Annotated in this window: 18 protein-coding genes and 2 pseudogenes; 11 read left to right on the top strand and 9 right to left on the bottom strand. The window is 72.5% G+C overall.

The window, feature by feature from the left end; all coding sequences use genetic code 11:
- The first annotated feature begins 8 nt into the window (after window positions 1-8).
- Entirely contained in the window at window positions 9-425 is a 417-nt protein-coding gene (locus tag FEF34_RS05195; RefSeq protein ID WP_138052059.1) for a hypothetical protein, read from the top strand.
- Window positions 426-758: 333 nt separating this feature from the next.
- Here FEF34_RS05195 and FEF34_RS05190 read toward each other — a convergent pair whose 3' ends face one another.
- From FEF34_RS05190 to FEF34_RS05180, 4 genes are all read right to left on the bottom strand, one after another.
- Window positions 759-1,289 carry a hypothetical protein gene (locus tag FEF34_RS05190; protein WP_138052058.1) on the bottom strand — a complete coding sequence of 177 codons (531 nt, stop codon included), beginning with the start codon at window positions 1,287-1,289 and terminating at the stop codon, window positions 759-761.
- A 352-nt stretch (window positions 1,290-1,641) separates the two neighbouring features.
- Window positions 1,642-4,023 carry a Tex family protein gene (locus FEF34_RS05185; RefSeq protein WP_138052057.1) on the bottom strand — a complete coding sequence of 794 codons (2,382 nt, stop codon included), beginning with the start codon at window positions 4,021-4,023 and terminating at the stop codon, window positions 1,642-1,644.
- A 116-nt stretch (window positions 4,024-4,139) separates the two neighbouring features.
- A complete protein-coding gene (locus FEF34_RS43615) occupies window positions 4,140-4,274 on the bottom strand; it encodes an LPFR motif small protein (protein ID WP_267905179.1) in 135 nt (44 codons plus the stop codon).
- 285 nt (window positions 4,275-4,559) lie between these two features.
- Window positions 4,560-5,423, bottom strand: a complete 864-nt coding sequence (locus tag FEF34_RS05180; protein WP_138052056.1) for an SCO6745 family protein — start codon at window positions 5,421-5,423, stop codon at window positions 4,560-4,562.
- A 151-nt stretch (window positions 5,424-5,574) separates the two neighbouring features.
- Between FEF34_RS05180 and FEF34_RS05175 the strand changes: the two are divergent.
- Window positions 5,575-5,943, top strand: a pseudogene (locus FEF34_RS05175) (DJ-1/PfpI family protein); the annotation flags it as partial.
- Window positions 5,944-5,969: 26 nt separating this feature from the next.
- On the opposite strand, the gene FEF34_RS05170 reads toward FEF34_RS05175, so the two are convergent.
- Complete coding sequence (locus FEF34_RS05170) at window positions 5,970-6,746, bottom strand: enoyl-CoA hydratase/isomerase family protein (protein ID WP_138052055.1); 777 nt, start codon at window positions 6,744-6,746, stop codon at window positions 5,970-5,972.
- A 188-nt stretch (window positions 6,747-6,934) separates the two neighbouring features.
- Between FEF34_RS05170 and FEF34_RS05165 the strand changes: the two genes are divergently transcribed.
- On the top strand, window positions 6,935-7,591 hold the full coding sequence (locus FEF34_RS05165; RefSeq protein ID WP_138052054.1) for an HdeD family acid-resistance protein: 657 nt from the start codon (window positions 6,935-6,937) through the stop codon (window positions 7,589-7,591).
- Window positions 7,592-7,728: 137 nt separating this feature from the next.
- Window positions 7,729-8,199, top strand: a complete 471-nt coding sequence (locus FEF34_RS05160; RefSeq protein ID WP_138052053.1) for an ATP-binding protein — start codon at window positions 7,729-7,731, stop codon at window positions 8,197-8,199.
- Window positions 8,200-8,240: 41 nt separating this feature from the next.
- Here FEF34_RS05160 and idi read toward each other — a convergent pair whose 3' ends face one another.
- The 4 genes and pseudogenes from idi to galE all read right to left on the bottom strand — a co-directional run bounded on the left by idi (window position 8,241) and on the right by galE (window position 11,983).
- A complete protein-coding gene (gene idi / locus FEF34_RS05155; RefSeq protein ID WP_138052052.1) occupies window positions 8,241-8,834 on the bottom strand; it encodes an isopentenyl-diphosphate Delta-isomerase in 594 nt (197 codons plus the stop codon).
- Between the two features lie 136 nt (window positions 8,835-8,970).
- A pseudogene (locus FEF34_RS05150) lies at window positions 8,971-9,582 on the bottom strand (GNAT family N-acetyltransferase); the annotation flags it as partial.
- Window positions 9,583-9,898: 316 nt separating this feature from the next.
- Window positions 9,899-10,843 carry a cation diffusion facilitator family transporter gene (locus FEF34_RS05145; protein ID WP_138052051.1) on the bottom strand — a complete coding sequence of 315 codons (945 nt, stop codon included), beginning with the start codon at window positions 10,841-10,843 and terminating at the stop codon, window positions 9,899-9,901.
- Window positions 10,844-10,957: 114 nt separating this feature from the next.
- Window positions 10,958-11,983 (bottom strand): UDP-glucose 4-epimerase GalE, encoded by a 1,026-nt coding sequence (gene galE / locus FEF34_RS05140; RefSeq protein WP_138052050.1) that lies wholly within the window; start codon window positions 11,981-11,983, stop codon window positions 10,958-10,960.
- 356 nt (window positions 11,984-12,339) lie between these two features.
- Here galE and FEF34_RS05135 point away from each other — a divergent pair, with 356 nt between their 5' ends.
- From FEF34_RS05135 to FEF34_RS05105, 7 genes are all read left to right on the top strand, one after another.
- Entirely contained in the window at window positions 12,340-14,154 is a 1,815-nt protein-coding gene (locus FEF34_RS05135; RefSeq protein WP_234043057.1) for a DUF5941 domain-containing protein, read from the top strand.
- Window positions 14,151-14,888, top strand: coding sequence for a phosphocholine cytidylyltransferase family protein (locus FEF34_RS05130; protein WP_138052048.1), 738 nt, complete (start codon window positions 14,151-14,153; stop codon window positions 14,886-14,888). The genes FEF34_RS05135 and FEF34_RS05130 overlap by 4 nt, the downstream gene beginning before the upstream one ends.
- Complete coding sequence (locus tag FEF34_RS05125) at window positions 14,876-15,940, top strand: iron-containing alcohol dehydrogenase family protein (RefSeq protein WP_138052047.1); 1,065 nt, start codon at window positions 14,876-14,878, stop codon at window positions 15,938-15,940. Before FEF34_RS05130 ends, FEF34_RS05125 begins: the two co-directional genes overlap by 13 nt.
- On the top strand, window positions 15,918-16,697 hold the full coding sequence (locus FEF34_RS05120; RefSeq protein WP_171052830.1) for a CDP-alcohol phosphatidyltransferase family protein: 780 nt from the start codon (window positions 15,918-15,920) through the stop codon (window positions 16,695-16,697). Before FEF34_RS05125 ends, FEF34_RS05120 begins: the two co-directional genes overlap by 23 nt.
- Before the next feature lie 5 nt (window positions 16,698-16,702).
- Entirely contained in the window at window positions 16,703-17,575 is an 873-nt protein-coding gene (locus tag FEF34_RS05115; protein ID WP_138052045.1) for a glycosyltransferase family 2 protein, read from the top strand.
- 92 nt (window positions 17,576-17,667) lie between these two features.
- Window positions 17,668-18,597, top strand: a complete 930-nt coding sequence (locus FEF34_RS05110; protein WP_138052044.1) for an ABC transporter permease — start codon at window positions 17,668-17,670, stop codon at window positions 18,595-18,597.
- Window positions 18,584-19,384 (top strand): ABC transporter ATP-binding protein, encoded by an 801-nt coding sequence (locus FEF34_RS05105; protein WP_138052043.1) that lies wholly within the window; start codon window positions 18,584-18,586, stop codon window positions 19,382-19,384. The genes FEF34_RS05110 and FEF34_RS05105 overlap by 14 nt, the downstream gene beginning before the upstream one ends.
- Window positions 19,385-19,497: the final 113 nt, after the last annotated feature.

Here is a 19,497-nt window from a genome sequence, read left to right as displayed (position 1 = left end):
GGCCGAGCATGACGACCGACTCCCTGAACCGGCTGTTCGAACTCCTCGACAGCCTCGACTCCGTCGACGAGGCGATCGGCCTCGCCGACACCGTCGCGGCGTCCGGCGACCGCGCCCTGCTGCCGCGCCTGGAGGCGGCGATGGACCGTTTCCTCGGCGAAGGGAACTTCTACGCCCGCGAGATGCTCGGCGGGGTGATCGCGTCACTCGGTGGCACCGGCACGCTCCCGCTGCTGCTCCGCGCTTCGGCCGTCGACCTCGGCGACGACCAGGACGGTCTGGCGACGGAGATCGTCGACCTGGTCCAGTCCGACCCGGACGGGGCCCGCACCCTGCTGGAACCGCTGACGGAGGACGCGGATCCGGTCGTCGCCGAGCGTGCGGTATGGGCGCTGCGTTTTCTGCCGGGGCCTCCGCAGGGCTGAGCGAGCGTCACGGAGGCTCCGCCCGGCGTGTGGCCTGCGTCGGGAGTACCTGGCCTCCTCGAACGCCGGCCGGGTGGTGTGGCGGGGCACCGTGCGGCGCGCGACCACGTGCCCGGGTGACTCCGGCCGCCTCGGGCAGCGGACGACGGACGGGGGCTGGACGGCTGCGGGAATCGGACGACGGACAGGGAGCGGACGACCGACAGGGACCGGACGACGGACGGGAACTGGTCGGCCGCGGGGACCACAGCGCGAAGAGGAGAGGGGCCCGGACCGGCGCCTGCCCCGCCGACGCGCGCCGCGGTCCCACGGCGCGTCGGCGGGGCAGGCGGGCTACGCGCTCGCGCTCGCGCTCGGGCTCGTGGCGGCGAGCAGCCGGCACAGGGTGCCCCGGTGGAGTTCGGCGACGGGGCCGACCAGGTCGGGGTGGCGCAGCAGCGGCGCCGCGCGGTGGTCGCGACGGCTGGGAACGGTGAGCCGGCGCGCGGTACCCACGGAGCCGGCACCGTGGTGGGTCGAGGAGACGCAGGCCGTCGCCATGGCCGCGAGTTCCGCGTCGGCGAGCAGACATGCCGCCCAGCTGACGACGGTCTCGTCCACCCAGGTGCGCCAGACGTGTTCAGGTCCCCCCGGCGCCTCGCCGGCACCGCTGACCGCATCCAGTCGCGCGGTGTCCCCGGGACCGAGGAGATGCAGCAGCTCCGCGTCCAGCTCGGTCGGGTAGCGCAGGGCGGCGGCGATGGTCGCCGCCTGTCCGGCCTGGGCCTCGGCCAGCGCACGGTCGAGCGCACCCGCCTCAGGCGGGAACGCCGAGAGGAGCCAGCGGGTGGCGGCTGCGATGACGGGTGACAGATCACTGGGCATGTGGGGCGGAACCATCCTCGACGTGTGCTCGCCGTGGTCGTGCCGGAGCGGGCGAGCGCCTGCGCGCCAGGGGCGCGAGTGGCAGGCAAGCGTAGGAGTGGAGGTCCGTGCGACGACAGGACGCAGGTCACAACCGCTTTCCGTGCCCGTGCGAACACATACCGCGGTCGGGTGCTGCCGGGTGGGCGAGGGCGTCGGGTCCCGTCGGCGCGTACCAGGCGCCCGGGCGGCACGCACCGCCGCGCGAGCACGGTGGCGATCGGATGAGGGAGCGCACCGATGGCCGTGCTTCCTCCTCGGCGGGCCGCGCGGTCCCGGCCGCGCGGAACGGGACCGCGCGGCCGTGGCGGGGTCAGCGGCCGCCGCGCCGCTCGTCGCCGAGGAGACCGGCCCGGCGCAGTGCGTCCGCCATCGCGCTGTTGGCGGGCGCGGCCGCCTGGCGGCCCGCCGAGCCCGAGCCGGCGCCCGTCCTGCGCTCGCGGCCGCCCTGGCGCTGCTGCGGCGGCCGTCCGCCGCCCTGGCCGCGGTCGCGGCGCTGGCCGCCACCGCCGCCCGGCTGCGCCGCGGCCTCGTCGTCCAGCCGCAGGGTCAGCGAGATCCGCTTGCGCGGGATGTCGACGTCGAGGACCTTCACCCTGACCACGTCACCCGGCTTCACCACGTCCCGCGGGTCCTTGACGAACGTGCGCGACATCGCGGAGACGTGCACGAGTCCGTCCTGGTGGACGCCGACGTCCACGAACGCCCCGAACGCCGCGACGTTGGTGACGACGCCCTCCAGCACCATCCCGGACGCCAGGTCGGAGATCTTCTCGACGCCGTCCTTGAAGGTCGCCGTCCGGAACGCGGGACGCGGGTCGCGTCCCGGCTTCTCCAGCTCCCGCAGGATGTCCGTCACCGTCGGCAGACCGAAGGTCTCGTCGACGAAGTCGTCCGGGCGCAGCGACCGCAGCACGCCGGTGTTGCCGATGAGGGCGGCGACCTCGCTGCCGGTCGTCTTCACCATGCGCCGCACCACCGGGTACGCCTCGGGGTGCACGCTGGACGCGTCGAGCGGGTCGTCGCCGCCGCGGATCCGCAGGAAGCCCGCGCACTGCTCGTACGCCTTCGGGCCGAGCCGCGCCACGTTCCTGAGCTCCTTACGGGAGTGGAACGGGCCGTTCTGGTCGCGGTGGGCCACGATGTTCTCGGCGAGGCCCGTCCCGATGCCCGAGACCCGGGAGAGCAGCGGCGCCGAGGCGGTGTTCACATCGACGCCGACGCCGTTCACACAGTCCTCGACGACCGCGTCCAGCGAACGCGAGAGCTTCACCTCGGAGAGGTCGTGCTGGTACTGGCCCACGCCGATCGACTTGGGGTCGATCTTCACCAGCTCGGCGAGGGGGTCCTGCAGCCGGCGGGCGATGGACACCGCGCCGCGCAGCGAGACGTCGAGGCCCGGCAGTTCCTGCGAGGCGAACGCGGACGCGGAGTACACCGACGCGCCCGCCTCCGACACCATCACCTTGGTGAGCTTCAGCTCCGGGTGCTTCGCGATGAGGTCGGCGGCCAGCTTGTCCGTCTCGCGGGACGCCGTGCCGTTGCCGATGGCCACCAGCTCGACGGCGTGCTCCTTCGCCAGCCGGGCCAGCTTCGCCAGCGACTCGTCCCACTTGTTCGCGGGTACGTGAGGGTAGATCGTGTCGGTGGCGACGACCTTGCCGGTGGCGTCCACCACCGCCACCTTCACACCCGTGCGGAAGCCGGGGTCGAGGCCCAGCGTCGCGCGCGTTCCGGCGGGGGCGGCGAGCAGCAGGTCCCGCAGGTTGGCGGCGAAGACCCGTACGGCCTCGTCCTCGGCCGCCGTCCGCAGCCTCAGCCGCAGATCGATCCCGAGGTGCACGAGGATCCGGGTCCGCCATGCCCAGCGCACCGTGTCCAGCAGCCACTTGTCCGCCGGTCGGCCCCGGTCCGCCACGTCGAAGCGCCGGGCGACCATGCCCTCGTACGTCGAAGGACCGTCCGTGGGCTCCTCCGGCTCCAGCTCCAGGCTGAGCACGTCCTCCTTCTCGCCGCGCAGCAGCGCGAGCACGCGGTGCGACGGGAGCTCGGTGAACGGCTCGGCGAAGTCGAAGTAGTCGGCGAACTTCGCGCCGGCCTCCTCCCTGCCGTCTCGGACCCTCGCCGCCAGCCGGCCGCGGGTCCACATCCGCTCCCGCAGTTCGCCGATGAGGTCGGCGTCCTCGGAGAAGCGCTCGGCGAGGATCGCCCGGGCGCCCTCCAGCGCGGCCGCGGCGTCGGCGACGCCCTTGCCGGCGTCGACGAACGCGGCGGCGGCCGCGAGGGGTTCGACCGTGGGGTCGCCGAGCAGCCCCTCGGCGAGCGGCTCCAGCCCCGCCTCCCGGGCGATCTGCGCCTTGGTGCGCCGCTTGGGCTTGAAGGGGAGGTAGATGTCCTCCAGCCGGGCCTTGGTGTCGGCGGCCCGGATCTGCGCCTCGAGCTCGTCGGTGAGCTTGCCCTGTTCGCGGACGGACTCGAGCACCGACGTCCGCCGCTCCTCGAGTTCCCGCAGATAGCGCAGCCGCTCCTCGAGCGTACGCAGCTGCGCGTCGTCGAGCATCTCGGTCGCTTCCTTGCGGTAGCGCGCGATGAACGGGACGGTGGACCCGCCGTCGAGCAGCTCGACGGCCGCCTTCACCTGCCGCTCCCGTACGCCGAGCTCCTCGGCGATCCTGCCTTCGATGGACGTCGTCACGGTTCCCGACTCGCCTTCCGATACCGGCTGTGCCTGGAGGGCGCGCGGACCGGTGCCCGCGCGATCTCTTCGGCTGCATTCTGCCGGGTGGGCGGGGGCCGTGTCGCGCGTCCCCCCTACGCGCGGCGCGTACGTCGTCCGTGCCCCGCCGTGCCGCCGAAGAGACGGGCCAGCAGTCGGAACGGGAAGGTGACGACGGCGGCGGCGATGCCGCCGAGGGTCCTGAGTGCGTCGGCGACGGCACGGAACACGGTTTGCCTCCTCGGTGCGGACACGTTGTGGTGCTTCGGTTCCGGGTTGCCGTGCCCCGTGCCGTCAAACCCACCCGGCCGCTGCGGCCGAACGCCGACCGGCCCGTCCGGCGAGGTTCCGCCGTCCTGCCCGTACCGTCCCGTTTCCGGTCTGCCCGTACCGTCCCGTTCCCGGCCCGCGGCGGTGGCGCGCCTCGGAGCGCCGGCTCCTGCCGGTCGGCCCTGGCGGGCGGCTCGTACCGGTGCCCCTCTGCCGGCCTGCCCCCGGCAATCGGCCTCTGCCGGTCAGCCCTTGCCGGCGAGGTCCGAGGGGAAGGCGCCGGCCGCGGCGGCCGCCATGAGGAATCCGCGGCCCAGCTCGGTGAGGCGTTCGACGCCCGCCGCGCCCAGGTGCTCGTACGGGGCGAGGTCGAGCCGGTCGGTGTGCTCCTCCAGCTCGGCGCGGAGCGCCGTGCCCGCCTCGGTCAACTCGGCGTCGGCGTCGAGCAGTCCGCGCTCGCGCAGCCGGTCGGAAGCCGACTCCCAGTCGGTGCGCCGCCAGCCGCGGCTGGCGAGGATCCAGCGCGGTGACATGCCCTTGCCGGTCGCGGTGTGGCTGACCAGCGCCTCCAGTGGGTCGAGTCCGGCGGACAGCAGCGCGGTGAGATGGCCGTCGCCGCGGTGCTCGCGCAGCAGGGTCGCCGCGTGCCAGAGGGCGAGGTGCGGTTCCTCGGGCACCGGCAGGTCTGCGTGCGCGGCGTACAGCGGGCGGGCGTGCCGGGTGCAGGCCTCGGTGGCGCGCAGTGCCAGGCGGGCGGCTTCGGCCATCTCCGGCGAGGTGACGGTGTCGTCGCCGAGCAGCCGGCGCAGTGTCGCGTCCACCGCCCGCATCCGGGCGTCCAGCACCGTGGCGGGCGGCGCGGTGTCCCAGACGGCCGGGAGGTGCCGGGCGATCAGCTCGTGGTTGAAGTTGTAGAAGGCCGCCGCGACCGTGCCCGGCCCGACCGCGCCCAGGGCGGCGGCGCGGCCCGCGAAGTAGGCGGCGCTGGTGTCCTCGACACCGATCCCCGCGAGTTCCTTCGCGTAGTCGGGTGAGAAGTACACGGTGGAGTGGAGCGGATTGACGGCGTTGTGGCAGCGGCGTCCCGCGCGCGGGTGCAGAGAGGTCATGCCCGCACGTTACCGACTGGTCGGTACGACGTGAAGACGGAGGTCTCCCTCCACCTGCGGACGATCTCCCTCCCCTCCCGAAGGGGCGGCGTCCGGCCCTCCCGCAGGGACGGTCTCCGTCCGCGATGGCAGGAATGGTGGGCTTCCCGTCATTGCGGCCGAGCCGCTGTCCCGGCTGCCCGTGGCGGGGACCGTGTCCGTCGCCGAGGAGTCCGGCCCCGTGCGGAACGACCAGGGCTCCCTCGTCGTGGCCGCCGAGCGGGCGCTCCACGAGGTGATCGCGCCGGACATCATGGTCGTCCCCGGCGGGCCCGGCTCACGGCGCGCCATGCTCGACGAGACGATCCTCGGCTGGCTCCGCGCGGCCGACGTCACCAGCACCTGGACCACGTCCGTGAGCACCGGCTCGCACCTGCCGGCCGTGGCCGGACTGCTTGGAGGGCGTCGCGCCACGTCCCACTGGCTCGCCCTGGAGGACATCGTGCCCTTCGGCGCGGAGCCGACGGGGGAGCGCGTGGTCTTCGGGCCGGATCCGGCCGCCCCGCCTCACACGTTCCAGGTGAAGCGAGGCGGTCTGCGCTCCAGGAAGGCGGCGATCCCCTCCGCGGTGTCGCCGCTGCCACGGGCCTGCTCCGCCCAGTGGGCGTCGCGGTCGGTGCGTCCCGTGGCGAACTCCTTGGCGGCGGCCTGCGTCAGCTGCGAGCGGGCCGTCAGTACCCGGGCGAACTCGGCCACGCGCTTGCCCAGTTCGCCCGCAGGCAGCACCTCGTCCACCAGGCCGGTGCGCAGCGCCCGCTCCGTGCCGATCAACTCGCCCGAGAACAGCAGGTACTTCGCGGTTCCCGGACCCACGAGCGAGACCAGCCGCCGGGTCGAGGACGGGGGGTAGACGATGCCGAGCTTCGCCGGGGTGATCCCGAAGGAGGCACCCTCCTCGGCGAACCTCAGATCGCAGGCGGCCGCCAGCTGGCAGCCGCCGCCCACGCAGTAGCCGCGGACCGCCGCCAGTGACGGCTTGGGGAACGCCGCGAGCGCCTCCTCGGCGCGCACGGCCAGGTCCTGCGGTGACTCCTCCGGAGCGGGCGTGCTCAGGGAGGTGATGTCGGCGCCCGCGCAGAAGGTGCCCCCGTCGCCGGTGAGCACCAGCACCCGTACGGCGGGGTCGCGGCCCAGTCCGTCCAGCAGCGCCGGCAGCTCCCGCCACATCGCGGCGGTCATCGCGTTGCGCCTGGCGGGATGGCTGATCACGACGGTCGCCACCCCGTCCGCCACCGTGTGCCGGACTTCCGGCTCCGCCTCGTGCGCCTCGTTCGTCCGGTCCATGCGCCGGATGCTATCCGCCGGACCCCTACCTATGATCGGGACGGGGGTGTCGGCGCCGGCGACCGGCGCCGACACCGGCACCGACGGCAGCGACGACGGCAGTGACGACGGAGACGGCGACACCGGCCGGGACCGCGGAGCCGGCGAGGACGACAGCGACCGGGGAGGGCACGACGAGGAGGCACCCCATGACCGGTCCCGCCCAGGAGGGCAGAAAGCTCCGCCGCAGCTTCGGCTGGCTGGCGGCCCTCGGTGTGCTCCTCGTGATCGCCGGGATCGTGGGCCTCGTCTACACCGGCCTCGCCACCCTCACCTCCATGCTCCTGTTCGGCTGGCTGCTGCTCGTCGGCGGGCTGGTCGGACTGCTCCAGGCGATCGAGTCCCGCGGCAGCAGCTTCTTCTGGCTCAGTGTGGTCGTCGCCGCCCTGAACATCGCGGCCGGTGTGGTCGTCATCCGCCACCCGGAGGGCAGCGCGGAGGCACTGACCATGTTCGCCGCGCTGCTGTTCCTCACCGGCGGGCTCTTCCGGCTGGTGGGGTCGCTCGTGGTGCGGGGGCCGCAGTTCGGCTGGACCCTGCTCCAGGGCGCGTTCGGCCTGCTGCTGGGCATCCTGGTGCTGGCGAACTGGCCCGAGAGCAGCCGCTACGTCCTCGGCGTGTTCTTCTCCCTCGCCCTGCTCTTCGACGGGCTGGGGCTGATCGCGATCGGCGTGGGCGGTCGCCGTATCGTCGACATGGTCGCGGACGGCGGGCAGGGCGGGGAATCCGGGGAGGCGTTCGGTCCGGCCTCCGCCGGTCCGTCCGAGAGGTCATCAGAAGAGGATCCGGACCGGTCGAAGAACTGACCGGAACGCAATGAACCGGTCCGGGGCCGTCGATAGAAGCTGACTTCTGGTCAGCAGCCCGGTATGGACCAGCGCATTCCCAACACTCGTGTACACATCGGTTCCCAGCGACGTTTCACGAGGGTGGGTGCGGGAGTATGGAGAGCCCCGGGAGCGTCCCGGCCCGGCCACTGTCGTACGAAGGCGTCTGGCGGTTCACCGCTCCCGCACTCGACGTGTCCGTACCGCAGGCCCGGCATGCCGTACGCGATCTGGTCCGACACCAGGGCGTACCGGTCCACGACGAGGTCCTGCAGGGACTGCTGCTGATCGTGTCCGAACTCGTCACCAACGCCGTCCGGCACGCTGCCCTGCTCTCGCCGGAGGTGGCCATCGAGGTCGCGGTCGGTCCGCAGTGGATCCGGGTGGCCGTCGAGGACGACCACCCCTACCGGCCCAAGGCCCTGGAGAGCGACTCCGCCCGGACGGGCGGCCGGGGACTGCTCCTCGTCAAGGAGATCACCCGGGAGGCGGGCGGCGAGTGCGACGTCGAGCACACGTCGAGCGGCGGAAAGATCATCTGGGCGGCTCTGCCGCTCGTCCCCGTGAGCGGCGCGGCGTCCCTGTAGGGCCGCCGCGCCGGAGAGGCTTCGCGAGACGCCCCGGCGGGTCACCAGCCTCCGGCCGGGCCCGTGAGTTCCCTGACCGCCGGACGCGCCGCGTCCAGCACCGTCATGAACCAGGCCGAGAACGTGTCCCGGGCGTGGCGTTCCGCAAGCTCGGCCGCCGTCACGAACACCGTCTCCCCGACCTCCTCCGGGTCCGGCCGCAGCGGAGACTGCACCAGGCCCACGAAGAGGTGGTTGAACTCCTGCTCGACCAGGCCCGAGGCCGGGTCGGGATGGTTGTAGCGGACGGTCCCGGCCTCGGCGAGCAGCGAAGGCGAGACGCCCAGCTCCTCGTGGGTCCGCCGGGCCGCCGCCGTGAACGGGGCCTCGCCCGGATAGGGGTGCCCGCAGCAGGTGTTGGACCAGACTCCGGGGGAGTGGTACTTGCCGAGCGCCCGCCGCTGCAGGAGCAGCCGCCCGTGCTCGTCGAAGAGGAACACGGAGAACGCCCGGTGCAGCTGTCCCGGCGCCTGATGGGCGGAGAGCTTCTCCGCGGTGCCGATGGTTCGGCCGGTCTCGTCGACCAGTTCCAGCAGGATCTGTTGCGTGGTGCCGTTCGGCGAGCTGTTCGGCGCGGTGGCGGGTGTGATCGGCATAGCCATCCTTCGCTTCGGTCCTCGGCCCGGAGGGGCGCACCCAGTCTGCCGTACAAAAGCGGCTTGTCCGCACTTCACCGCCCCTGGGCATGTCCGTGCCCGTCGTGCGGGGAGCACGGCGGGCACGGACGGCGGCTCAGACCCCGAACGCCTCCGGGTACGTGATCATGCCCTGCGGCGCCGTGTCGGAACCGTCCAGCACCATGGCCATCATCGCCTCGTCGGGCACCTCGAAGCCCGGCCGGATGCCGAGCCCGGAAGCGCGCCCGAAGCCGAACCTCGCGTAGTACCCCGGATGACCGAGCACCACGACCAGCCGCTCACCCCGGACCCGGGCGGCGTCCAGCGCCGCCCGGATCACCGCGGAGCCCGCGCCCTGCCCCTGGTACCGCGGAGCGGTGGCGCAGGGGGCCAGCGCCAGCGCGGGCTCGCCGCCGACCCCGCAGCGGGTGAGCAGCGCGTACGCCGCGACGGAACCGTCCGGCGCCTCGGCCACCCAGGAGAGCCCCGGCAGCCACGCCGAAGGGTCCCGGCGCAGTGCGTCCACGAGCTCCGCCTCGCCGTCCGTGGGGAAGGCCGCCGCGTTGACGGCGTGCACGGCCGGGACGTCGGTGTCCGTCTCCGGGCGGACCCGCCAGCGGGGGTCGGCGGGTCGCAGCACATAGCCGGTGTAACCGTACTCGGCGCCGTGGTCACGGCGCATCGCGATCTCCGCCCGGGTGGCCTCCAGGGCGGCTGCCATCGCCGGCGTCCGCGTCTCCGCACCGGGCGCTGCACAGGGCAGCGTCGACTGCGACCGTCATCAACCTCGGCTCCTCTCGCTCCCGCACGGACACGGCCGCGTCAATCCAGTGCCGCATCGGGCGACGTTCGCCCCGTCGTGGCGCCCGGCACGGCGACTCGCGGCGTTGCCGAATCAACCGAGTAGGTCCACTACGAGGTCGATCCGGCGCCTTGCGATCCTTCCCCACGCGGCCTCCCCCGAGGGCCGGGGGAGGCCCCGTGCACCGGACGCCGCTCCTTGACGGGCAAACCTTGCCTGACGCGGCCCCAGCTAGCAGCCCTCAGTGGCAGTAGCCCGCCTCGTGTTCGGCATGACCGCCGGGCTCCAGCTGGAACGTGCAGTGCTCCACGTCGAAGTGAGAGCCGAGGCAGCTCTGCAGCTCGTGCAGCATCCTCTCGTGGCCCACCGCGTCCAGGAAGCCCGGCGCCACCACCACGTGGGCGGAGAGGACCGGCATCCCGGAGGTGATGGTCCAGGCATGCAGGTCGTGCACGTCCACGACGCCGGGGAGGGCCTGGATGTGCTCGCGCACCTCGGCCATGTCGACGTCCTTCGGCGCCGCCTCCAGCAGCACGTTCAGCGTCTCCCTCAGCAGCTTCAGCGTCCGCGGCACGATCATCAGGCCGATGAGCAGTGAGGCGATCGGGTCGGCCGCCTGCCAGCCCGTCGCCAGGATGACGGCCGAGGAGATCAGCACCGCCACCGAGCCGAGCGCGTCCGCGAGGACCTCCAGATACGCGCCGCGCACGTTGAGGCTCTCCTTCTGCCCCCGCATCAGCAGGAACAGGGACACCGCGTTCGCGGCCAGACCGACGAGGGCGAAGACGATGGCGACACCGCCCTTGGTCTCGGCCGGGGTGATGAAGCGCTGGACCGCCTCGTACAGCAGGAAACCGCCGACGCCGAGCAGCAGCACGCAGTTCGCGAGCGCGGCCAGGATCTCGGCCCTGGCCAGGCCGAAGGTGCGCTTCGCGTCGGGCGGGCGGCCGGCGAAATGGATCGCGAGCAGCGCCATGGCGAGGCCCAGGCCGTCGGTGGCCATGTGGGCGGCGTCGGCGATCAGGGCGAGCGAGTCCGCCAGCACACCGCCGGCGATCTCCAGGAGCATCACACTCAGCGTGATCGCCAGCGCGACCCGCAGCCGCCCCCGGTAGGCGGCGGCCGCGGTCCCCGTCGGCGGGCGACCGCCGCCGTGCGCGTGTCCGTGGTCGTGCCCTGCCCCCATGCGAGAAGCCTCCCGATCACGGTGAACGATCTGTCCGAGTGGCCAGTGAACTACGGGCCGGGGACATCGGGCAACACGACGCTGAACACCGTTGTCATATACCCTGACCTGCGGTTACGCCCGCTGGTCAGGGCGTCGGGCAGCCACCGGGTCAGCTCGCCGCGGGGCTGCCTCGGGGTGGTGCAGCAGCCAGCCGGCCCACGCGGACTCGACCATCTCGCGTACCCCGCGCGAGGCCGTCCAGCCGAGCTCCTTGCCGATGCGTTCGACCGAAGCGACGGCCCGGGCCGCGTCACCGGGACGGCGCGGCTCGACGACCGCCGGCGTGCCGTGGCCGGTCACCTCGGCGACGACACGGGCCAGTGCGAGCACGGAGACGCCCTCCCCGCGGCCGACGTTCACCGTCAGGTCGCCGGCCCCGTCCTGGCCCGCCAGTCGGCGGGCCACCGTCAGATGGGCGTCGGCGAGATCGGCGACGTGGATGTAGTCGCGGACGCAGGTGCCGTCGGGCGTCGGGTAGTCGTCGCCGAAGATCCTCGGGGCGTCACCCCGGGTGATCCGGTCGAAGAACATCGGGATCACGTTGAACACCCCGGTGTCCGCGAGCTCCGGCCGGGCCGCGCCGGCGACGTTGAAGTAGCGCAGACAGCCGGTGGCGATGCCATGGGCCCGGCCCGCCGCCCGCACCAGCCACTCGCCGGCGAGCTTGGTCTCTCCGTACGGGCTGATCGGCACGGTGGGGGTGTCCTCCGTGATCGGGTCCACGTCGGCCGTCCCGTACACCGCCGCCGACGAGGAGAAGAGGAACCGCTTCACTCCCGCGTCGACGACGGCCTCCAGCAGCACCGTCAGCCCGTGCACGTTCTCCCGGTAGTAGCGCAGCGGCTGCCCCACCGATTCCCCGACCTGCTTGCGCGCCGCCAGGTGCACCACCCCGGTGACCGCGTGCTCGGAGAGGACGCGGTCCAGCAGCTCCCTGTCCAGCAGGGTGCCCCTGACCAGAGGTACCCCCTCGGGCAGCCGGGCCGCGTTGCCCGTCGAGACGTCGTCGAGCACGACGACCCGCTCGCCGGCGCCGGTCATGGCGTGTGCCACGTGCGCTCCGATGTACCCCGCCCCGCCTGTGATCAGCCAAGTCATGCAGGCCACCCTAACCACGCGGTGCCGGGGGCACCGGTGCCGCCGGGGCGGTTTGTGGGGTCGGCCACTGATCGACGATGATGATCTCGGTCGCGGCACCGGCGGCCGGTCCCCGTTCAGGGCAAGGAACGCCCGGACCGAGGACGTGGCCGGCGGGACGAGCGGGTGCGTCCTCACCGGGAAACCTCAGTGAACTCGCGCTTCCGTCCATCCGATAGCCTCAGCCGACATGCCGCCGCCCGGTCCCGGGTCGAGCCGCCGTGCCCACCCATCTGATCAGCGTCAAGGAGTGAGTCCGTCTGTCGACCGCCATCCTCACCGGTCCGCCGGTACCCGGCTCGCCGCTCGAGGGCGATCTGCGGTCGCTGGGCTTCGACGTACGCGTCGCCTCCGGAGCCGACGAGACGGCCGAGCTGCTCGCCGCGGTCCCGGCCGCCGAGCGGGCCGCGCTCGTCGACCCGCGCTTCGTCGGCCACGTCCACGCACTCCGCCTCGGCCTGACGGACCCCCGCTTCCCGGCCGCCGCGATCCCCGGCGCGGCCACGGCCCGGCCCGAGGCACGCGCCGCCCTGCTGGCGGCTCTGCGGGAGGCGGCCGCCGGCCCGCGGGCGGCGACCGAGCGGCCCACCGCGCAGTCGTCCCAGGACAGCACGCCCTCCGGCACCACGGACACCCACCCCGCCCCCGGCGATGTGCTCCCGGACCTCGTCGCCGACGCTCTCGCATCCGAGGGCGCCGCTCCGCACCGCCCTGAGCTGGGAACCCTGGTGGCGACCGTGCCCGGCGACCCCCAGGCCCGCGACGACGCCCGGCAGGCCGTGGCGGCCGTCAACGACGAGGACGTCCGGCTGCGGTCCGCGGTGAAGGCGCGTGACGGATTCTTCACGACCTTCTGCATCAGCCCGTACTCGCGCTACCTCGCCCGCTGGTGCGCACGGCGCGGACTGACCCCGAACCAGGTCACCACCGCCTCGCTGATCACCGCGCTCATAGCGGCCGCCGCCGCGGCCACCGGCACCCGGGGCGGCTTCGTCGCCGCCGGCGTGCTGCTGATCCTCTCCTTCGTCCTCGACTGCACCGACGGGCAGCTCGCCCGCTACTCCCTTCAGTACTCGACGCTCGGCGCCTGGCTCGACGCCACCTTCGACCGGGCCAAGGAGTACGCCTACTACGCGGGTCTCGCCCTCGGCGCCGCACGCGGCGGGGACGACGTCTGGGCCCTGGCGCTCGGCGCGATGGTGCTCCAGACCTGCCGCCACGTGGTCGACTTCTCCTTCAACGAGGCCAACCACGACGCCACCGGCAACACCAGCCCCACCGCCGCCCTCTCCGACCGGCTCGACAACGTCGGCTGGACGGTCTGGGTCCGGCGCATGATCGTGCTGCCGATCGGCGAGCGCTGGGCCATGATCGCGGTGCTGACCGCCGTCACCACCCCGCGGATCGTCTTCTACGCCCTGCTCATCGGCTGTGCCTTCGCCGCCGCGTACACCACCGCCGGCCGCGTGCTGCGCTCGCTCACCCGCAAGGCCCGCAGGACCGACCGCGCCGCGCAGGCGCTCGCCGACCTCGCGGACTCCGGTCCCCTGGCGGAGGGCTTCGCCGCCGCGTTCCGGGGCGCGGCCCGCCGGCTGCCGGCGCTCGCTCCGCCGGCGATCGCCGTGACCGGCGCCGCGGCGGTCACCCTCACCGCGTGGCTCGCCCCCTACGGCAGCCCCTGGACGGCCGTCGCCGCCCTGGCCTACGCCCTCACATCCGGCCTCGCCGTCGCGCGCCCGCTCAAGGGCTCCCTCGACTGGCTGGTGCCCCCGGTCTTCCGCGCCGCGGAGTACGGCACGATCCTGATCCTCGCCGCCCGCGCGGACGTGAACGGGGCCCTTCCTGCGGCATTCGGCCTGGTGGCCGCGGTCGCCTACCATCACTACGACACGGTGTACCGCATCCGCGGGGGCACCGGCGCGCCCCCGCACTGGCTGGTCCGGGCGGTAGGCGGGCACGAGGGGCGGACCCTGGCGGTCGCGCTGCTGGCCACCCTGCTCGGCGCCCCGCAGTTCACGATCGCGCTGACGGTCCTCGCGGTCGCCGTGGCACTGGTGGTGGTCGCGGAGTCCGTCCGCTTCTGGGTCTCCTCCGGAGCACCCGCCGTACACGACGAAGGAGAACCCGCATGATCGGCCTTGTTCTGGCTGCCGGTGCCGGACGGCGTCTGCGCCCCTACACCGACACGCTTCCGAAGGCCCTCGTGCCCGTGAACGGGGACCTCTCGGTCCTTGACCTGACGCTGAGGAACTTCAGCGAGATCGGCCTCACCGAGGTCGCCGTCGTCGTCGGCTACCGCAAGGAGGCCGTGTACGCGCGCAAGGACGAGCTGGAGGCCACGTACGGCCTGCAGCTCACCCTGATCGACAACGACAAGGCCGAGGAGTGGAACAACGCCTACTCCCTGTGGTGCGCCCGCGACGTGCTCAAGCGGGGCGTGATCCTCGCCAACGGCGACACCGTGCACCCGGTCTCCGTCGAGAAGACCCTGCTCGCCGCCCGCGGCGACGGCCGGCGGATCATCCTCGCCCTCGACACGGTGAAGCAGCTCGCCGACGAGGAGATGAAGGTCATCACCGCCGACGGCCAGGGCGTGCGGCAGATCACCAAGCTGATGGACCCATCCGGCGCCACCGGTGAGTACATCGGCGTCACCCTCATCGAGCCCGAGGCCGCAGAGGAGCTCGCCGACGCGCTGAAGGCCACCTTCGAGCGCGACCCCGACCTCTACTACGAGGACGGCTACCAGGAGCTGGTGAACCGCGGCCTCCGGATCGACGTCGCCCCCATCGGCGACGTCAGCTGGGTCGAGATCGACAACCACGACGACCTCGCGAAGGGCCGGGAGATCGCGTGCCAGTACTGACCCGGCTCATTCCGTCGCCGGTCGTCGTCGACGTCAGCCGCGGCGCGATGGACGACCTGGCCGGCCTGCTGGCCGACCAGCGCATCTCCGCGTCCGGCGAACTGGCGTTCGCGATCAGCAACGGCTCGGGCCAGGCCCTGCGCGAGCGGCTGGCACCGGTGCTGCCCGGCGCCGACTGGTACGAGGTCGCGGACGGCACCATCGACTCGGCGGTCAAACTGGCCGACGACATCAAGGGCAAGCGCCGCTACGACGCGGTCGTCGGCCTCGGCGGCGGCAAGATCATCGACGTGGCGAAGTACGCCGCCGCGAGGGTCGGGCTGCCCATGGTCGCCGTCGCCACCAACCTGGCGCACGACGGTCTGTGCTCGCCGATCTCCATCCTGGACAACGACAACGGCCGCGGCTCCTACGGCGTCCCCGCGCCGATCGCCATGGTGATCGACCTCGACGTGGTGCGTGCGGCCCCGGTGCGGTTCGTCCGCTCCGGGATCGGCGACGCGATCTCCAACATCTCCGCGATCGCCGACTGGGAGCTGTCCCGCAAGGTCACCGGGGAGTCCGTCGACGGCCTGGCCGCCGCGATGGCCCGCACCGCCGGCGAGGCCGTGCTCCGCCACCCCGGGGGCGTCGGCGACGACGAGTTCCTGACGGTGCTCGCGGAGGCGCTGGTGCTCTCCGGTATCGCCATGTCGATCAGCGGTGACTCCCGGCCGTCCTCCGGCGCCTGCCACGAGATCAGCCACGCCTTCGACCTGCTCTACCCCAAGCGCGCCGCCAGCCACGGCGAGCAGGTCGGCCTGGGCGCCGCCTTCGCGATGCACCTGCGCGGCGCCCGGGAGGAATCCGGGTTGTTCGCCGAGATCCTGCGCAAGCACGGGCTGCCGGTCCTCCCCGAGGACATCGGCTTCTCCGCCGACGAGTTCGTCCGGGCCGTGGAGTACGCACCGCAGACCCGGCCCGGCCGGTTCACCATCCTCGAGCACCTCGACCTGTCCACCGACCAGATCAGGGACGCGTACGCCGACTATGCCAAGACCATCCGTAGCTGAGCTCCGTCCGGTCGTCCACCCCGCGGGTGTGAAGGACCGGCGCAGTGGCGAGCACTGGGGCGGCCGCCTGTACATGCGCGAGATCTCCCTGCGCATCACCCGCGTGCTGGTCGGCACCAAGGTCACGCCGAACCAGCTGACGTACCTGATGACGCTGGCCGGGGTGCTGGCTCTGCCGGCCCTGCTCGTCCCGGGTGTCTGGGGCGCAGTCCTCGGCGTGGTGATGGTCCAGCTCTACCTGCTGCTGGACTGCGTGGACGGCGAGGTCGCCCGCTGGAAGAAGCAGTACTCCCTGTCCGGTGTGTACCTGGACCGGGTCGGTGCCTACCTGTGCGACGCGGCCGTCCTCGTCGGCTTCGGCCTGCGCGCCGCGGACCTGTGGGGCGGCGGCCGGATCGACTGGCTCTGGGCCTTCCTCGGCACACTCGCCGCGCTCGGCGCGATCCTGATCAAGGCCGAGACCGACCTGGTCGGCGTCGCCCGGCACCAGGCCGGGATGGAGCCGGTCAAGGACGCGGCCGCCGAGCCGCGCTCCTCCGGCATGGCGCTCGCCCGCCGGGCCGCCGCCGCGCTGAAGTTCCACCGGCTGGTCCTCGGTATCGAGGCGTCGCTGCTCATCCTGGTGCTGGCTGTCGCGGATCAGATGCGGGGCGACCTGTTCTTCTCCCGCCTCGGTGTGGCGGTGCTGGCCGGCGTCGCACTGCTGCAGACGGTGCTGCACCTGGTGTCCATCCTCGTCTCCAGCAGGCTGAGGTGAGCCGTATGAAGCTCGGTGCCGTCATCATCACCATGGGCGACCGGCCCGACGATCTGCGCGCCCTCATCGACTCGGTCGCCAAGCAGGACGGCGACCCGGTCGAGGTGGTCGTCGTCGGCAACGGCGCCCCCGTCACGGGCGTGCCCGACGGCGTGCGCACGGTCGACCTGCCCGAGAACCTCGGCATCCCCGGTGGCCGCAACGTCGGCATCGAGGCGTTCGGGCCGGGCGGCGGCGACGTCGACGCACTGCTCTTCCTCGACGACGACGGCCTGCTGCCGAACAGCGACACCGCCGAGCTGGTGCGCCGGGCGTTCGAGGAGGACCCCGCCCTCGGGATCGTCAGCTTCCGGATCGCCGACCCGGACACCGGCCTCACCCAGCGGCGGCACGTCCCGCGACTGCGTGCGTCCGACCCGATGCGCTCCTCGCGTGTGACGACCTTCCTCGGCGGTGCCAACGCCGTCCGCACGAAGGTGCTGGAACAGGTCGGCGGGCTGCCGGACGAGTTCTTCTACGCCCACGAGGAGACCGACCTCGCCTGGCGGGCCCTCGACGCGGGCTGGATGATCGACTACCGCTCCGACATGGTGCTGTACCACCCGACGACGCCGCCCTCGCGGCACGCGGTCTACCACCGCATGGTGGCCCGCAACAGGGTGTGGCTGGCCCGTCGCAACCTGCCCGTCCCCCTGGTGCCCGTCTACCTCGGGGTGTGGATCCTGCTCACGCTCCTCAGGCGGCCCTCGGCCGCGGCGCTCAAGGCCTGGCTCGGCGGCTTCAAGGAGGGCTGGACCACCCCGTGCGGGCCCCGCCGTCCCATGAGGTGGCGTACCGTGTGGCGACTGACGCGACTGGGCCGACCGCCTGTCGTCTGACCGGCCGGGATCTGGGAGCATCGGGCGTACCCCGGGACCTGGCCGCCACCTGAGGCCCAAGCCGCGCATCTCGAACACGAAAGTCTCGACTTGTGAGTGACACAACCCACGACGGCGCGATCGCCACGAGCGCTCGCCCGTCTCCCGACGACGGTCTGGCCCCGGCGGAGCTGGCCGCCAAGTACGGCCTGTCGGTGAGCGGTGCCCGCCCCGGGCTGGTCGAATACGTCAGGCAGCTCTGGGGCCGCCGGCACTTCATCCTGGCGTTCTCCCAGGCGAAGCTGACCGCCCAGTACAGCCAGGCGAAGCTCGGCCAGCTGTGGCAGGTCGCGACGCCGCTGCTGAACGCTCTCGTGTACTACCTGATCTTCGGTCTCATCCTCGGCGCGGGCCGCGGGATGGAGAAGGAGGTCTACATCCCGTTCCTGGTGACGGGCGTGTTCGTGTTCACGTTCACGCAGACGTCGGTCATGGCCGGCGTCCGGGCGATCTCCGGGAACCTGGGACTGGTGCGGGCCCTGCACTTCCCGCGGGCCTCGCTGCCGATCTCGTTTGCGCTGCAGCAGCTCCAGCAGCTGCTGTTCTCGATGGTCGTCCTCGTGCTCATCGTGGTCGCGTTCGGCAGCTACCCCTCGCTGAGCTGGCTGCTGGTGCTGCCGGCCCTGGCGCTCCAGTTCGTCTTCAACGTCGGCATGGCGCTGATCATGGCGCGGATGGGCAGCAAGACCCCCGACCTCGCCCAGCTGATGCCGTTCATCATGCGGACCTGGATGTACGGCTCGGGCGTCATGTTCTCGATCAAGGTGATGCTCGCGGACAAGCCCGCGTGGATCGCCGAGGTCCTCATGTACAACCCCGCCGCGATCTACATGGACCTGATCCGCTTCGCCCTGATCGACGGGTACGACTCGTCGAACCTGCCCACGCACGTGTGGCTGGCCGGCGGGTTGTGGGCGCTGCTGCTGGGAGTCGCCGGGTTCGTGTACTTCTGGAAGGCGGAGGAGCGCTATGGCCGTGGCTGACCACCTCGAGGACCCGCGCGACGCCCGGGTGCCCACCGTCGTCGCCGACGACGTGCACATCGTGTACCGCGTCAACGGCGGCAGCGGCGGCAAGGGCAGCGCGACCGCCGCGCTGAGCCGGATCCTGCGGCGCGACCGCGGGGAGTCCCGCGGCGTCCGCAAGGTCCACGCGGTCCGGGGCGTCTCCTTCACCGCCTACCGCGGCGAGGCCATCGGCCTGATCGGTACGAACGGCTCCGGGAAGTCGACCCTGCTGCGCGCGATCGCGGGCCTGCTGCCCACCGAGAGCGGCAAGGTCTACACCGACGGCCAGCCGTCCCTGCTGGGTGTCAACGCGGCCCTGATGGGCGATCTGACCGGTGAGCGGAACGTCATCCTCGGTGGACTGGCCATGGGCATGTCGCGCGAGGAGATCCGCGGCCGCTACCAGGACATCGTGGACTTCTCCGGCATCAACGAGAAGGGCGACTTCATCACCCTGCCGATGCGCACGTACTCCTCCGGCATGGGCGCCCGGCTCCGGTTCGCGATCGCCGCGGCCAAGAACCACGATGTCCTGATGATCGACGAGGCGCTGGCCACCGGCGACCGCAAGTTCCAGATCCGCTCCGAGGAGCGCATCCGGGAGCTGCGCAAGGAGGCGGGAACGGTCTTCCTGGTCAGCCACAGCAACAAGTCGATCAGGGACACCTGCGACCGTGTGCTGTGGCTGGAGAAGGGCGAGCTCCTGATGGACGGCCCGACCGACGAGGTCATCAAGGCGTACGAGAAGGAGACCGGGAAGTAGTCCGTCTTCCGCGGTGGATCGAGGGTCCTGCCGGACCGATGCGGCGGGGCCCTCGCACGGGCCGCGACCGGCCGTCATCCGCCGTTCCTCCTGCGGAGGTTGGCGATGTGCGG

It is taken from the genome of Streptomyces marianii, assembly GCF_005795905.1.
In the GTDB taxonomy this organism is placed as follows: Bacteria; Actinomycetota; Actinomycetes; order Streptomycetales; family Streptomycetaceae; genus Streptomyces; species Streptomyces marianii.
This window is presented reverse-complemented; position numbering and strand designations above follow the sequence as displayed.

Bases quoted from the DNA above. Each gene is read 5' to 3' on its own strand.
- FEF34_RS05195 (WP_138052059.1), top strand. From the start codon at position 9: ATGACGACCGACTCCCTGAACCGGCTGTTCGAACTCCTCGACAGCCTC.
- FEF34_RS05190 (WP_138052058.1), bottom strand. From the start codon at position 1,289: ATGCCCAGTGATCTGTCACCCGTCATCGCAGCCGCCACCCGCTGGCTC.
- FEF34_RS05180 (WP_138052056.1), bottom strand. From the start codon at position 5,423: ATGACCTCTCTGCACCCGCGCGCGGGACGCCGCTGCCACAACGCCGTC.
- FEF34_RS05170 (WP_138052055.1), bottom strand. From the start codon at position 6,746: ATGGACCGGACGAACGAGGCGCACGAGGCGGAGCCGGAAGTCCGGCAC.
- FEF34_RS05165 (WP_138052054.1), top strand. From the start codon at position 6,935: ATGACCGGTCCCGCCCAGGAGGGCAGAAAGCTCCGCCGCAGCTTCGGC.
- FEF34_RS05160 (WP_138052053.1), top strand. From the start codon at position 7,729: ATGGAGAGCCCCGGGAGCGTCCCGGCCCGGCCACTGTCGTACGAAGGC.
- idi (WP_138052052.1), bottom strand. From the start codon at position 8,834: ATGCCGATCACACCCGCCACCGCGCCGAACAGCTCGCCGAACGGCACC.
- FEF34_RS05145 (WP_138052051.1), bottom strand. From the start codon at position 10,843: ATGGGGGCAGGGCACGACCACGGACACGCGCACGGCGGCGGTCGCCCG.
- galE (WP_138052050.1), bottom strand. From the start codon at position 11,983: ATGACTTGGCTGATCACAGGCGGGGCGGGGTACATCGGAGCGCACGTG.
- FEF34_RS05130 (WP_138052048.1), top strand. From the start codon at position 14,151: ATGATCGGCCTTGTTCTGGCTGCCGGTGCCGGACGGCGTCTGCGCCCC.
- FEF34_RS05120 (WP_171052830.1), top strand. From the start codon at position 15,918: ATGCCAAGACCATCCGTAGCTGAGCTCCGTCCGGTCGTCCACCCCGCG.
- FEF34_RS05115 (WP_138052045.1), top strand. From the start codon at position 16,703: ATGAAGCTCGGTGCCGTCATCATCACCATGGGCGACCGGCCCGACGAT.
- FEF34_RS05105 (WP_138052043.1), top strand. From the start codon at position 18,584: ATGGCCGTGGCTGACCACCTCGAGGACCCGCGCGACGCCCGGGTGCCC.